This window comes from Tautonia sociabilis (genome assembly GCF_003977685.1).
Lineage (GTDB): Bacteria > Planctomycetota > Planctomycetia > Isosphaerales > Isosphaeraceae > Tautonia > Tautonia sociabilis.
Window position 1 is genome coordinate 36,946 of the sequence record NZ_RYZH01000038.1, and the last position, 13,527, is coordinate 50,472.

11 protein-coding genes are annotated in these 13,527 nt (G+C 69.6%); 8 read left to right on the top strand and 3 right to left on the bottom strand.

Going from position 1 to position 13,527, the window contains the following annotated elements; all coding sequences use genetic code 11:
* Positions 1 to 281 precede the first annotated feature (281 nt).
* From TsocGM_RS18070 to TsocGM_RS18080, 3 genes are all read left to right on the top strand, one after another.
* Positions 282 to 1,499, top strand: a complete 1,218-nt coding sequence (locus TsocGM_RS18070) for an aminotransferase-like domain-containing protein (protein WP_233579008.1) — start codon at positions 282 to 284, stop codon at positions 1,497 to 1,499.
* 112 nt (positions 1,500 to 1,611) lie between these two features.
* Positions 1,612 to 2,847: an LptF/LptG family permease gene (locus tag TsocGM_RS18075; protein ID WP_158633619.1), complete on the top strand. Its 1,236-nt coding sequence runs from the start codon at positions 1,612 to 1,614 to the stop codon at positions 2,845 to 2,847.
* A gap of 63 nt (positions 2,848 to 2,910) precedes the next feature.
* Complete coding sequence (locus TsocGM_RS18080) at positions 2,911 to 4,086, top strand: LptF/LptG family permease (RefSeq protein WP_233579009.1); 1,176 nt, start codon at positions 2,911 to 2,913, stop codon at positions 4,084 to 4,086.
* A gap of 36 nt (positions 4,087 to 4,122) precedes the next feature.
* Here the strand turns inward: TsocGM_RS18080 and TsocGM_RS18085 are convergent, their stop codons facing one another.
* Positions 4,123 to 5,403: a beta-ketoacyl-[acyl-carrier-protein] synthase family protein gene (locus TsocGM_RS18085; protein WP_126726868.1), complete on the bottom strand. Its 1,281-nt coding sequence runs from the start codon at positions 5,401 to 5,403 to the stop codon at positions 4,123 to 4,125.
* 372 nt (positions 5,404 to 5,775) lie between these two features.
* Between TsocGM_RS18085 and TsocGM_RS18090 the strand changes: the two genes are divergently transcribed.
* Positions 5,776 to 6,969: a pyridoxal phosphate-dependent aminotransferase gene (locus TsocGM_RS18090; protein ID WP_126726869.1), complete on the top strand. Its 1,194-nt coding sequence runs from the start codon at positions 5,776 to 5,778 to the stop codon at positions 6,967 to 6,969.
* Positions 6,970 to 7,129: 160 nt separating this feature from the next.
* Positions 7,130 to 7,612 carry a hypothetical protein gene (locus TsocGM_RS18095; protein WP_126726870.1) on the top strand — a complete coding sequence of 161 codons (483 nt, stop codon included), beginning with the start codon at positions 7,130 to 7,132 and terminating at the stop codon, positions 7,610 to 7,612.
* 138 nt (positions 7,613 to 7,750) lie between these two features.
* Here the strand turns inward: TsocGM_RS18095 and TsocGM_RS18100 are convergent, their stop codons facing one another.
* Complete coding sequence (locus TsocGM_RS18100) at positions 7,751 to 8,455, bottom strand: RraA family protein (protein ID WP_126726871.1); 705 nt, start codon at positions 8,453 to 8,455, stop codon at positions 7,751 to 7,753.
* 696 nt (positions 8,456 to 9,151) lie between these two features.
* Here TsocGM_RS18100 and TsocGM_RS18105 point away from each other — a divergent pair.
* From TsocGM_RS18105 to TsocGM_RS18115, 3 genes are all read left to right on the top strand, one after another.
* Positions 9,152 to 10,201 (top strand): NAD-dependent epimerase/dehydratase family protein, encoded by a 1,050-nt coding sequence (locus TsocGM_RS18105; protein ID WP_233579010.1) that lies wholly within the window; start codon positions 9,152 to 9,154, stop codon positions 10,199 to 10,201.
* A 137-nt stretch (positions 10,202 to 10,338) separates the two neighbouring features.
* On the top strand, positions 10,339 to 11,409 hold the full coding sequence (locus TsocGM_RS18110) for a dihydrodipicolinate synthase family protein (protein WP_126726872.1): 1,071 nt from the start codon (positions 10,339 to 10,341) through the stop codon (positions 11,407 to 11,409).
* Positions 11,410 to 11,601: 192 nt separating this feature from the next.
* Positions 11,602 to 12,192 (top strand): D-glycero-alpha-D-manno-heptose-1,7-bisphosphate 7-phosphatase, encoded by a 591-nt coding sequence (locus TsocGM_RS18115; RefSeq protein ID WP_126726873.1) that lies wholly within the window; start codon positions 11,602 to 11,604, stop codon positions 12,190 to 12,192.
* A 242-nt stretch (positions 12,193 to 12,434) separates the two neighbouring features.
* Here the strand turns inward: TsocGM_RS18115 and TsocGM_RS18120 are convergent, their stop codons facing one another.
* Positions 12,435 to 13,487 (bottom strand): LIC_10091 family protein, encoded by a 1,053-nt coding sequence (locus TsocGM_RS18120; protein ID WP_126726874.1) that lies wholly within the window; start codon positions 13,485 to 13,487, stop codon positions 12,435 to 12,437.
* Between the last annotated feature and the right edge of the window lie 40 nt (positions 13,488 to 13,527).

Here is a 13,527-nt window from a genome sequence, read left to right on the forward strand (position 1 = left end):
CCCCCGCTTCCCCGACGGAGCGCTCGGGAGCGCGGCGGCGGCGACAGCCTGGGAGGGGCGCCGTTTTCGGCCCGAACCGGGACGCCCCAGGGTGTGTCGGCGGAGGGGCATCGGCCCCGAGCGCGGGTTGACCGATCAACGAAACTTGTTAGATTTGATGGAGAAGGGGGCCCCTTCCCTTTCGCTCCATTCCCCTCGATCCCGAAGCGGCTGTCATGAACCCGTCGTCGTCCCTGAGTCGATTGGCCCGAGACCGAGGAGGGTCGCCGATCAGCGACCTGATGAAGCGAGCGCTGGACAACCCGAGGCTGATCTCCCTGGCCGCCGGGTTCGTCGACCCCGCCTCCCTGCCGATCGACCCGACCCGGCGCGCCGTCGACGCCGTGCTCGGCGACCCGGCTAGCGGCCGGAAGGCGCTGCAGTACGGGACGACGATTGGGGATCCCTCGCTCCGCTCCCGGCTCGTCCGCCGGCTGGAGCTCGAGGAGAACGCCCTGCCGGGCCAGTTCGAGGGCGTGCTGCCGAGGATGGTCGTAACCAACGGCTCGCAGCAGTTGCTCTACCTGGTGGCCGAGGCGCTGCTCGACCCGGGGGACATCGTGCTGGTGGAGTCGCCGACCTACTTCGTCTTCATGGGGCTGATCGAGGCCCGGGGGGCTCGGGTCATCGGCGTCGAGACGGACCAGGGGGGGCTGAACCTCGAGGCGCTGGAGGCGACCCTGGAACGGCTGGAGGCCGAGGGGGATCTGCCCCGGGTCAAGCTGATCTACACCGTCAGCGAGCACAGCAACCCGACCGGCATCAGCCTGGCGGAGGACCGCCGGGCGCCGCTGGTGGAGCTGGCCAACCGCTGGTCGAAGGATCATCAGATCTTCGTGCTCGAGGACGCCGCCTACCGAGGCCTGAGCTTCTCGGGCCGGGAGCCGTCCAGCGTCTGGCGGCACGACGAGGAGGGGCGGTGCGTCATCCTCGCCCGGACCTTCAGCAAGAGCTTCAGTCCGGGGCTGAAGACCGGCTTCGGCGTGCTGCCCGAGGCGCTGGTCGACCCGGTGCTGAGCCTCAAGGGGGATCACGACTTCGGCTCGAACAACTTCGCCCAGGCGGTGCTCGACCGTGCCCTGGCCGACGGCAGCTACGATGCCCAGGTGGCCTGGCTCCGGGAGGTCTACCGCACGAAGTGCGACGTGCTGCTCGGGGCGCTGGAGGAGCACCTCGGCGACGTCGAAGGGGTGAGCTGGACCGTGCCGACGGGAGGGTTGTACATCTGGCTGACGGTGCCCGAGTGGCTCGACACGGGCAAGGACGGCCCGCTGTTCTCCCGGGCCCTGGAGCACGAGGTGCTCTACGTGCCGGGGGTGTACGCCTTCGCCGATGAGCCGGGCCCGGTGCCCACCAACCACGCCCGGCTCTGCTTCGGCGTGCCGGACGAAGACCAGTTGCGCGAGGGGGCCCGCCGCCTGGCCGGCGCCCTGGCGAGTTGCGGCGAGCACGTCGCCTGAGGCGTCGGAACGACGATCGCACGGCGGATCGCGTGCTCAGGCCGGGGATCGGACGCCCCGGCCGGCCAGGGAAGAGACGCGGGCGAGGCGAGGCGAGGCGAGGGATCGCGCGATGAACGGATTGCTCCGCCGCTACGCGACCGGCATCCTGCCTCGATACGTCATGGGGCAGGTGGCCAAGGCGTTCATCCTGGCCTTGCTGATGCTCACGAGCATCTTCGTGCTCGTCGTCGTCGTCGCCAAGGCGGCCGAGACCGGCCTCGGCCCACGAGAAATCCTGTTGATGCTGCCGCTGGCGGTGCCGAGCACGCTGCCCTACACCGCGCCGGTGGCGTTGCTGTTCGCCGTGTCGGTGGTTTACGGCAGAATCGCCTCGGATAACGAGGTGCTCGCCGTCAAGGCCGCCGGCCAGGGGGCGATGACGGTGATGCTGCCGTCGTTTCTCTTCGGCGTGATCCTCAGCCTCGGCCTGATCGTGCTGAGCAACGACGTGATCCCCTCGGCCACGCACCAGGCCAAGGCGGCGCTCTTGAGCAACATGGAGGAGATGTTCTACCGCATCCTGAAGAAGGAGCGTTCCTTCGACAACCCGTTCTGGCCGTTCAAGATCGAGGTCCGGGACGTGGAGGACAAGGTCCTCCTCGGCGCCCGGTTCTCGCACCGGAACAAGGCGCCCGACGCCGAGGCCCCCTTCGACCTGCACATCTACGCCGCCCGCGCCGCGATCCGATTCGACAAGCAGGCGGAGAAGATCGTCGTCGGCCTGGAGGACGCCTACGTCATCGGCGACGCCAAGCGGCCCGACTTCCTGCTGATCGACAAGGAGCAGCTCGAGCTGCCCATGCCCGGCAACCAGGGGGGGCGGTTCGCCGGCACGGTCCAGGAGCTGACGACCGGCCAAATTCTCGACGAGCAGCGCGAGTGCTACCGCCGGTCGGTCGAGGAGCGCGCCCGGCAGTCGATCGCCGCGGCGCTCTGGATCGCCTCCGGCCGGCCGAGGCTGGTCAACTGGCCGACCGTGCGCGAGGCGATCGTCTACGCCCTGGAATCCGAGGCCCGGTACAACAAGCTGGAGACCGAGAAGCAGATGCGGGTGGCCATCGCCTTCAGCCCCCTGTTCTTCGCGCTGCTCGGCGTGCCGGTCGGCATCTGGCGGGCCCGGGGCGACTTCCTCAGCGCCTTCATGGCCTGCTTCCTGCCAATCATCACCATCTACTACCCCCTGACCCTCTTCGGCGTGAACCTGGGCAAAGAGGGGATGGTCGAGCCGATCCTGGCCCTCTGGGCCGGCAACCTCGTGCTGGCGATCCTCTGTGGCCTGGTGCTCCGGCCGGTGCTGCGGCACTGATCGGCGCCGGGGGCGGGGGGGTGTTCGTTCGGACCGGAGACCGAAGGTCCACGGAGGGGCCGGATGCTGCGGATCCTGGACAGGCAGCGCTACTGGGCCTTCGTGAAGGCCTACATCATCTGCTACGTCTCGCTCGTCGGCCTGATCGTCGTCATCGACGCGTTCGCCAACTTCGACGAGTTCTCCCAGGTCGCCAGCGGGTCGGCCCTGCTGGCGAAGATTTGCCGGTATTACCTTGTCCGCACCAGCCTGTTCTTCGACCGGCTCAGCGGCGTGATCGCCATGATGGCGGCCGTCTTCACCGCGACCTGGATCCAGCGCAACAACGAGCTGCTGGCGATGCTCGCCGCCGGGATCGGCACGAAGCGCGTTGTGCGGCCCATCCTCGTCTCGGCGGTCCTGGTCAACGGCCTGGCCGTGCTCAATCAGGAGCTGGTCATGCCGAAGCTCGCCGACGAGCTGCAACAAAAACCGGCCCACTTCGAGGGGAGGAAGATCACCCAGATCCACACCCGGGAGGACGCCAACCACACGTCCATCGGGGTCGGCACCGGCGGCAAGGGGGATCCCGACCGGCAGATCGTCACCAAGTTCCACGCCTTCCTGCCGTTGCCGAACCAGGGGGCCTTCGCCACGATCGACGCCGCCGAGGCGGCTTACATCCCCGAGGGGCACCCGACCGCCCCGCACACCGGCGGCTGGCTGCTGCGACGGGGGCGGATCACCCCTCCCGACACGGCGATCGACCCGGAGTTGCTGATCGAGCTGGAAACCCCCGCCGGCCTGGAGGGCTTCCCCCCCTCGCTCGACGGCCTGACCGACCTCGGCGGCCGGACCTTCTTCCTCAAGACCGGCGTCTCCTTCAAGGCGATTACCCGGGACCACCGGCAGTGGTTCCGCTACGCCTCGACCGGCGAGCTGATCGCCGCCCTGACCGACCCGGCCAACGCCCCGGAGAAGACGGAGATCGCCGTCTTCCTCCACGCTCGGATGCTCCGACCGCTGATGAGCATGGCCCTGTTGTTCCTCTCGCTGCCGCTGGTGCTCGGCGGCGAGGGGAGGAACATGTTCATCAACCTCGGGTTGTCGTTGGCCACCTCGGCCGCCTATTTCGCGACGATCAACGTCGCGTCCTACCTGGGCGGCAACGGCGTGCTCCCGCCGATGATCGCCGCCTGGGGCCCGCTCATCCTCTTCGGCACCGTCGCCGCCGCCCGCTGGGACACGATCCGAACCTGACGCCATGCGATCCCCGGCCGGCCGGCCGGCCGACCGTCAGACGCGCGTCATCACGAGCGAGGCGTTCTGGCCGCCGAAGCCGAAGCTGTTGGACAGGGCGACTCGGACGGGAAGCTCCCGGGCGGTGTTGGGGACGTAGTCCAGGTCGCAGTTCGGGTCGGGGGTGGCCTGGTTGATGGTGGGGGGGATGACGCCTCGGTCGAGGGTGATGGCGGTGGCGGCCGCCTCCAGGGCGCCGGAGGCTCCGATGAGGTGGCCAACCATCGACTTCTGCGAGCTGATCGGGATCGTCTTCGAGCGGTGCCCGAAGACGCGCTTCACGGCGTTGGTTTCCATGATGTCGTTGAGCCTCGTGCTCGTGCCGTGGGCGTTGATGTAGTCGACGTCGCTGGGGTCGGTCCGGGCCTCCTTCAGCGCGGCCGAGATGGAGAGGGCGGCCCCCTTGCCGGAGGGCTCCGGGCGGGTGATGCCGTAGGCGTCGAACGAGGAGCCGTAGCCGATGACCTCGGCGAAGATCTTCGCTCGGCGGCGTCGGGCGTGCTGCAAGCTCTCCAGCATGAGCACCGCCGCCCCCTCTCCCAGGACGAAGCCGTCGCGCTCGCCGTCGAAGGGACGGGAGACCTCGGAGGGGGTCCGGGTGGACCGGCTCAGGGCGTTCATGGCCTGGTAGGCGACGATCAGCAGCGGATCCAGCCGGCTGTCGCAGCCGCCGGCGAGCATCAGGTCGGCGTCTCCCCGGGCGATCAGCCGGAAGGCCTCGCCGACGGCCTGGGTGCCCGCGGCACAGGCGGTGACGATCGTGTTGTTCGGCCCCATCGCCCGGTGCAGAATCGAGATGTGGGCCGCCGCCATGTTGGGCAGGTGCTTCAGGAGCCAGAGCGGGAACATCGACTCGGCCTGGGCCAGCGAGAACGCCTTCCAGTCCAGCGAGCCGTCGCCGGCCAGCCCGGTGGCCAGCGGGGCGGCCAGCTCCCCCAAAGCCATCGGGGTGATGCCGGTGCCCATGCAGACGCCGAAGCGGGTCGGGTCGATCTTCTCGGGGTCGATGCCCGAGTCCTCGGCGGCCAGGGCGGCGGCCCCCACCGCGAAGTTCACCGCCCGGCTCATCACCTTGGCGTTCTTCTTGTGCTCGCCGAGGTAGGGCGTGACGTCGAAGTTCTTCACCTCGCCGGCGATCCGGACGGGAAGGCCGGTCGCGTCGAAGCTCTCGATGGGGCCGACTCCCGAGCGGCCCTCGGCGATCGCCTCGCTGAAGGCGACGCGGCCGATGGCGTTCGGCGCCACGATCCCGATCCCGGTGATCACAACCCGGCGCATCGACAATTCCCCCTCGCCTCGGTGCTGCAATCGTCAGCGCTGCTCGTCTCGTCGAGGCCCTCGACCCGGCGGCGGCAGGCGCAAAGCACCGGGCGGGCGGCATTGTGCTCAATTGGCAGCATACACTGCGGGCTCGGCGGGATCAAGCGAGAATAGCCAGTCTGGGAGGTTCGGCGTATCTGTCGTGACTGGATCATGTTTTCCGGCAATGGATGAGCCGGGAGGCGGACGACGGCCCGAGTGACCCCGGCGCCTCGGGCTGCTAGAATGGCGAACCGGAACGGCCCCGGCGGAGTCCCGGTGGCAGGCCGGCCGGGGGCCGGCCCACGATTCGAGAGGTTTCGGCCCGGTTCTCTGGAGAAGGTGCGATCGATGTCCCTCCGCTTGGCGGAACGTTCCCGATGGGTGGCTCCCTCGGCGACCATGGCGATGGCGGCCGAGGCGGCCCGCCTGAAGGCCTCAGGCGTCGAGGTCTTCGACTTCACGCTCGGGGAGCCCGACTTCCCGACTCCCGAGAACGTCTGCGCCGCGGCCGAGCGCGCGATCCGGGACGGGAAGACCCATTACACTCCGGCCGCCGGCATCCCCGAGCTTCGCGCCGCGATCGCCCGGCACTATTCTACTTCGGCCGGGCTGGCGACCGATCCGCAGCAGGTTATCGTCTCCAACGGGGCCAAGCATTCCATCCATAACGCCCTGATGGCCCTTTGCGGCCCCGGCGACGAGGTGATCATCCCGTCCCCCTACTGGGTGAGCTACGCCGAGCTCGTCCGCCTGACCGGCGCCGAGCCGGTGATCATCCCCACCACCGAGGCCGAGGGGTTCGTCCTCTCCCCCGAGCGGTTCCGCGAGGCGGTCACGCCGCGCTCCCGGCTCCTGATGATCAACACCCCCTCCAACCCCACCGGAGCCGTCTACGACCGCGCCCAGCTGGAGGCCCTGGCCGACGCGGTCCTCCAGACCGAGGTCGGCGTGCTCTCCGACGAGATCTACGAGGAGCTGACCTTCGACGGCGCCTCGGCCCACTGCTTCGCCGCCCTCCGTCCGGGCCTGGCCGACCGCACCGTGACCATCTCGGGCGTGAGCAAAACCTACGCCATGACCGGATGGCGGATCGGCTGGGCGGTCGCTCCCTTGAGCGTGGCGAAGTTCATGGGGGCCTTGCAGAGCCAGGAGACGAGCAACCCGTGCTCGATCAGCCAGTGGGCCGCCCTGGAGGCGATCACGGGCCCGAAGGACGCGATCGAGCGGATGATCGCCGAGTTCGCCAAGCGGAGGGCGTATGTCATCGGCCGGGTGGCCGGGCTGAAGGACATCGGCTTCACCCCTCCCCGGGGCGCCTTCTACGCCTTCCTCAACGTCGAGCGCCACTTCGGCCGGACACTCGGCGGGATCGAGCTGACCGACTCGACCTCGTTCTGCCAGGCGGCCCTGACCTCGGCGAAGGTCGCCATGGTCATGGGCTCGGCCTTCGGCGCCGAGGGGTACGTGCGGATCTCCTTCGCCACCGGCATGGACACGCTGCAGCGCGGGTTCGACGCGCTCGCCGCCTTCCTGGAGGGATGATCGCCCCCTCCCCCGCCCTCTCCCTGATCGCGATCCCGCCGGCCCGGCCTTCGCCCCGGAGGCCGTCGGGAAGCGATCGGGGCGGCGCCTTGCCGAGCGATCGCGGCGTCATCTAGAATGGGTCGATCATCTCCGCCTGGCGACCCGCGGGGGAGCGGCCATGACCAGGTATCTCATCGCAGGGATGTTGCTGCCGGCCTCGTTGACGATCGCCTATGTGATCCTCCGCCGCCCGATCCGGGAAATCTGCGAGGAGATCGGGTTCGAGAAGGCTCGCCAGCGCTTCCACCAGCAGCGGGAACGACTCGAGGCCCGCTTCCTGGCCGCCCTCGGCCGCCTCGACCCCGAGGAGCAGGAACGCTGGGAGGAGGCGGACTGGCGCCCCGATGTCGTCTGGGCCCGAGACCGCAAGACCCGGACGCTCAACGCCCTGGCCGCCGTCCGCTTCGATCCCCCTCCCTTCTCCGACCTCCCCTCCCCTCGGGCGACCGCCCTGTTCGAGTACCGGGACGGCCGATGGACCACCGACGGGCTGTGGTTCGACGACATGAGCCCGGACGAGGCGATCGCCCACCAGCGCCAGCTCGAGCCGGTCATCATCTCCCGACACCGGACCACCCAGGCCGGGGACGCGGCGCTCTGACCCGTCGGTCGCCTTCGGGTCGGCAGGGCAGGGCCCCGGCGAGCGGATCGGGCTCGGACTCCGAGCCGTCGCGCCGCGACTCGCGACTCGGCACGACACGACGCCTCGTTCCCCCGCTCGCCGAGGGGATTCGGTGCGTCATTCCCGGACCTTGGCCTTCATGTCGGCCCGGAGCTGGATGTAGCGTTCCAGGTCGAAGTCGTCTCCCCGGCAGCAATCGAGCAGCGGGCGTTCGAGCTGCTCGACCTGGGCGCAGGCGTCGGCGACTCGGTCGGCGATCTCGATCGGGATGATGCAAACGCCGTGCTTGTCGGCGTGGATCAGGTCGCCGGGCTTGATCTCGACGCCGGCGAGGGTGACGGGCTTGCCGAAGTCGACGAGCCGGACGTAAGCGTGGCTGACGCAGAGGTTCAGGCCGAAGAGGTGGAAGCCCATCGCCTCGACCTCATCGACGTCTCTCGGGCAGCCGTCGGTGATGTGGCCGACGCAGCCGAGTTTCTTGTGGATCGTCGCGTTCACCTCGCCGAACTGGGCGCCGAGGCCGGGTTCGTCGTCCAGGTCCTGCCCGACGGCCACCTTCGGCCCCGGCTGCGAGGCGACGTATCGGAGGTAGTCCGCCGTCAGGTCGGGCCCCTTGCTCGAGTCGGGCGCCGCTTTGGTCTGCGAGGTCACCGCGTAGCCGACCATCACCCCGAGCCCCGGCGTCAGGCTCCGGATGCGGTGCGGCAGGAAGCCGACGTGCCTCGGGCGGACGTTGAAGACCTCGATCGCGTTGGAAACCGTCGGTGTGTTGTACGCCTTGAGGCGCTCGATCGCCTCAGGGGCCAGGGGCGTGTAGGACATCTCGGGGGATGCTCCGGCGGGCCGGGGTCGGATCAATCCCGGCAGTCTAGCACCGGCCGCGATGGGGGGCCAGCGGATGGAGCGGAGGAGCGGAGGAGTAGGAAGAGCAGAGGAGTAAGAAGAGCAGAGGAGCAGAGGAGCAGAAGAGCAGAGGAGCGGAGGAGCGGAGGAGTAGGAAGAGCAGAGGGACGGTGAAACAGGTGAAACAGAGGAGCGGAGGCAAGGGCCTTCCAGACGGCTGATGGCGGATGGGGTCGCGGAGCGAGGCGGGCTCGATGGCGCGCCGGCGTTCCTCTCGGGGAAGTCCCTCGACGTCGAGAAATCCTCGAAGGGAGCGTCGGGGGGCCGGTGGGAGCGGAGGTCGCTCGCGATCCGACTCGATCCGATCCGATCCGATTCGATTCGATTCGATCCGATTCGATTCGATCTGATCCGACGGCCGGCTGCAATTCCGGCGACGGGCCCGAGACCGGACCGGGCGCCATCGCTCCCAGAACCGGTTCGGAGGTTCGGAACTGCGAATCGGACGGATGCCAGCCCGTCCCGGGGCCGGGCCTGTCTCCGGGGGGAGGAGAGGATCGGCGGGCCCTCCCTTGACTCGGAGGGGCGGCGGGGGCACGGTAGGGGGGCGACGGCGACCGCCCCGAGACGGCCGGAGGGGCGGGCCAGGCTCCTTCCAGGCTCGGGGCGTCCATCGTGGCTCAAGAGACGATCCAATCCATCGATTCGATCCGGGATGTCGACCAGCTCGACGAGTTGCTCTCCGAGCCGACCCCTGGCGTGGTCGAGGCGATGCGCCGCCTCGACGGCGATCTGATCGTCCTCGGCGCCTCGGGCAAGATGGGCCCTACCCTCGCCTGGATGGCCCGGAGGGCCTCCGACGCCGCCGGCGTCTCCCGGCGGGTGATCGGCGTCGCCCGGTTCTCGGATCCGAGCAAGGAGGCCTGGCTCCGCGACCGGGGCATCGAGCCGATCCGATGCGACCTGCTCGACCCCGACCAGATCGAGCGGCTGCCCGAGGTGCCGAACGTCGTCCACATGCCCGCCTTCAAGTTCGGCGCCACCGGCAACCAGGCGACCGCCTGGGCCGTCAACTGCTTCCTGCCCGGCCTGGTCTGCCGCAAGTATCGCTCGGGACGGATCGTGGCCTTCTCGACCGGCAACGTCTACCCGCTGGTGCCGGTCGACAGCGGCGGCTCGAAGGAGTCGGATCCGCTGCGTCCGGTGGGCGACTACGGCATGAGCTGCGTCGGCCGCGAGCGGATCATGGAGCACTTCAGCCGGGCGGCCGGGACGCCGATGGCGATCATCCGCCTGAATTATGCCGTCGAGATGCGCTACGGCGTGCTCGTCGACATTGGCCGCAAGGTCCTCGCTGGCGAGCCGATCGACGTGGCGATGGGCCACCTGAACGCCATCTGGCAGGGGGACGCCAACGCGATGACCCTGGCGGCGTTCGACCACGTCTGCTCCCCCCCGTTCGTGCTGAACGTCACCGGGCCGGAGACGCTGTCGGTGCGCAAGGTCGCCGAGCGCTTCGAGGAGCTGCTGGGCCGGGAGGCGAGGATCACCGGCGTCGAGGCTCCCGACGCCCTGCTCAGCGACTCCTCGCTCGCCGGACGCCTGATGGGCCCCCCCCGCATCGACGCCGACCGCCTGCTGACCCTCGTCGCCGACTGGCTCCGTCGCGGGCAGCCGATGCTCGACAAGCCGACCCGCTTCGAGGTCCGAGACGGCCAATTCTGACCCTCCCGTGCCCTCCCTTCGGGCGATCTCGGCGGTCGGCCTCCCCCCCGGCCGAGAGCCTTCCCGTCCCTCCGCCGCTCCCCCCCGGAGTCCGGAACCTCGCGTCCGACATCCCGAGCCCCCCGGAGCCCGCTCCGATGCCCGCCCCCCTGCCCTCCCCCATCCGGGATGCCCTCCTGCTCGGTGCGGTCATCCCCGCGATGCCGCTGGCCCTGACCGCCGCTCGATCGCTCGACGAGCGCCGTCAGCGAGCGCTCATCCGCTATTACGCCGACGCCGGCGCGGGTGGCCTGGCCGTGGGGGTGCACACCACCCAGTTCGCCATCCGGGCTCCCGAGCACGGCCTCTTCCGCCCCGTCCTCGAGCTGGCGAAGGAGGAGCTCGACCGCGCCGATGCCCGGCTCGGCCGGTCGATGATCCGCATTGGGGGCATCTGCGGCCCGACGGCGCAGGCCGTGGCCGAGGCCGAGGCCTTGCGCGACCTCGGCTACCACGCCGGCCTGCTCAGCCTGGCGGCCCTCTCCGGCTCGGACGACGACGCGATGCTCGCCCACTGCCGGGCCGTGGGCGAGGTGCTGCCGCTGGTCGGCTTTTATCTTCAGCGGGCCGTGGGCGGGCCGGAGCTCTCGTTCCGCTTCTGGCGTCGGTTCACCGAGCTCGACGCCGTGGCCGCGATCAAGGTCGCCCCGTTCGACCGCTACCGCACCCTCGACGTCGTCCGGGCCGTCGCGGAGTCCGGCCGGACCGACATTGCCCTGTACACGGGAAACGACGACAACATCATCCTCGACCTGCTGACGCCCTACCGCGTCCGATCCGGCGACGGCTGGGCCGAGGTTCGCTTCGCGGGAGGACTGCTCGGCCACTGGGCCGTCTGGACCCGCCGGGCCGTCGAGCACCTGGAGGCCTGCCGAGCCTGCTCGGCCCGGGAAGCGGGGGCACCGGCCGAGCTGCTCCGCCTCTCGGCCCAGGTGACCGACGCCAACGCCGCCCTCTTCGACGTCGCCAACGGCTTCGCCGGCTGCATCGCCGGGCTGCACGAGGTACTCCGCCGCCAGGGGCTGCTCGAGGGGATCTGGTGCCTCGACCCCGAGGAGGGTCTCGGCCCCGGCCAGCTCGACGAGATCGACCGCGTCGCTCGGGCCTACCCCGACCTGAACGATGACGCCTTCGTCGCCGAGCACCTCGATCGCTGGCTTTCCGGCTAATCCCGGACGGACCGCCCCGGTCTCCGGCTCGTTCCCCCGGCCCGATCCGGGAAGGCGCCAAGGAACGGGGACGACCCAATCCGATTCGCCTGGACGCCCCCCGTCGCCACGGTCATCCCCGAGCGCACACAGTCCTCCCGAGCCGGGAGACCTCGAGACCCTGCCCCCACCTCCCCGGAGAGTCGTCGCCGGATGAACCGCAGCCCCCGCCGCGCCGTGTTCCTGGACAAGGACGGCACCGTCATCGAGAACGTCCCCTACAACGTCGACCCCGACCGGATCCGACTCTCCTCCGGGGCGGCCGAGGGCCTGCGCACGCTGGCCGGGGCCGGCTATCTGCTCGTCGTCGTCTCGAACCAGTCGGGAGTGGCCCGGGGATATTTCCCGGAATCGGCGATCGGGCCGGTCGAGCGGCGGTTACGCGAAACGCTGGACGCCGAGGGCGTAAATCTAGCCTCGTTTCGCTACTGTCCGCACCATCCCGACGGATCGGTTTCGGCGTACGCGGTTTCGTGCGAATGCCGAAAGCCGGCGCCGGGGATGCTCGTCGCGGCGGCCCGAGCGCTGGGGATCGACCTGGGACGGTCCTGGATGGTCGGCGACCTCCTCGACGACGTCGAGGCCGGCCACCGAGCCGGCTGCCGGTCGGTCCTGATCGCCAACGGCAACGAAGCGGAATGGCGCCGAGGCCCCCTGCGCGATCCTGACCTCGTCGCCCCCGACCTCTCCGAGGCGGCCCGGCTGATCCTCAACGCCGACGCCAGCGGAAAGCCCTCGCCATGATCGGAGGACTCGGGCCGATCGCCCGGCCCCCCCGACCCCGGATTCCCCTCGATTCCTCGATCACCAATCCGGGCGCCCCGCGATCAGCCGAGATCGGTGCGTTCCAAGCTCCGCCATCCGATCTCCGCCCTCCGATCTGAGATCTCCGATCTCCGCCCTCCGATCTGAGATCTCCGATCTCCGCCCTCCGATCTCTAGAATCGCTTCATCCTCCAGCCAGGTTCCGAAACGCCGATCGTCCCTCAAGCGACCTCGAACAGATCATCCACCGACCGGATCCTCCCCGCCTTCGCCTCCTCCAGGAAGTCCCCGAGCGGGCAGACGATCGTGGTGGAGCTGTCTCCCGGCACCCGATCGGGGTGGTCGATCTCCCGGGTGCTGGAGCGGACGATCAGGGCGTCCTCGCTCCTCGGCAGTCGGTCGAGATTGGCGACATAGGCGTCGAACCGGCCGGCCCGGATCAGGAAGAACTCGACGTCGGAGACGTAGACCACCGAGACGCTCATCCCTCGGCGTCGGAGCCAGCCCGCCAGTCGGGGAAGGGCGACCTCCCCGGCGAAGTCGGCCACGATCGGGACCACCAGGTCGGCCCGCTGGGCGTCTCGGACGGCCCGATACGACTCCTCTCGGGCCAGCAGGTGCGCCGGCCTTCCGTCTCGGTCGGGGGTGCGGATCAATTGCCCGAAGGTCGGATAGATCGGCAGCGCCAGGAACCTCGCGTCCAAGCCGGGCCCGGCGATCCTCGCCTGGATGGTGGCCAGATCGTCCCACTCCTCCTCGCCGAGGATTCCGAGCGGCCGCAGCAGCGCGACGACCTCCGCCCTCGTCCTCCCGAGCAGGTCCTCGTCGAACCGGGCCTCCCCGAACGCCTCCACGAGCCGATCGGCCGTCGGGTTCTCCGGCATCGGCCCCGGCCTGCGGGCGGTGAGCCGGGTGAGATACGAAATCCGATCGCCCGAGAGCATGAAGAATGCCTTGTGCAGCAGGTGCAGTCTCAGGTTCCTCCTGCGATGATCGAGGAGAATCGAAAGCGCCGGCCGGCATCGCGCGATGTACGAGAAGTTCTGGTCCGGCCCCACGCCGAGATACACCCCTCCCGCCGGCGCCCGGCGCTCCAACTCTCCGGAGACGCGGGGGAACGAGTCCTCGTTGGAGAGGAAGTTGTCCGCGTGAGGTCCGGATTCCGGTTCGGACAGTGCCTCGATCAGCGCTCCGAATGAGATGTCGCGACCGGGGAACAGGTCTTCCCACAGGCTGGTCCTGGGCGAGATCGGTTCTCGGGGCCCCAATCTCATAAATGATCTCCAATTCGACGATTTCTCGAGGACCGGGGAA

Coding starts and splice junctions, on each gene's coding strand:
- TsocGM_RS18070 (WP_233579008.1), top strand. CDS start 282: ATGAAGCGAGCGCTGGACAACCCGAGGCTGATCTCCCTGGCCGCCGGG.
- TsocGM_RS18075 (WP_158633619.1), top strand. CDS start 1,612: ATGAACGGATTGCTCCGCCGCTACGCGACCGGCATCCTGCCTCGATAC.
- TsocGM_RS18080 (WP_233579009.1), top strand. CDS start 2,911: ATGCTGCGGATCCTGGACAGGCAGCGCTACTGGGCCTTCGTGAAGGCC.
- TsocGM_RS18085 (WP_126726868.1), bottom strand. CDS start 5,403: ATGCGCCGGGTTGTGATCACCGGGATCGGGATCGTGGCGCCGAACGCC.
- TsocGM_RS18090 (WP_126726869.1), top strand. CDS start 5,776: ATGTCCCTCCGCTTGGCGGAACGTTCCCGATGGGTGGCTCCCTCGGCG.
- TsocGM_RS18095 (WP_126726870.1), top strand. CDS start 7,130: ATGACCAGGTATCTCATCGCAGGGATGTTGCTGCCGGCCTCGTTGACG.
- TsocGM_RS18100 (WP_126726871.1), bottom strand. CDS start 8,455: ATGTCCTACACGCCCCTGGCCCCTGAGGCGATCGAGCGCCTCAAGGCG.
- TsocGM_RS18110 (WP_126726872.1), top strand. CDS start 10,339: ATGCCCGCCCCCCTGCCCTCCCCCATCCGGGATGCCCTCCTGCTCGGT.
- TsocGM_RS18115 (WP_126726873.1), top strand. CDS start 11,602: ATGAACCGCAGCCCCCGCCGCGCCGTGTTCCTGGACAAGGACGGCACC.
- TsocGM_RS18120 (WP_126726874.1), bottom strand. CDS start 13,487: ATGAGATTGGGGCCCCGAGAACCGATCTCGCCCAGGACCAGCCTGTGG.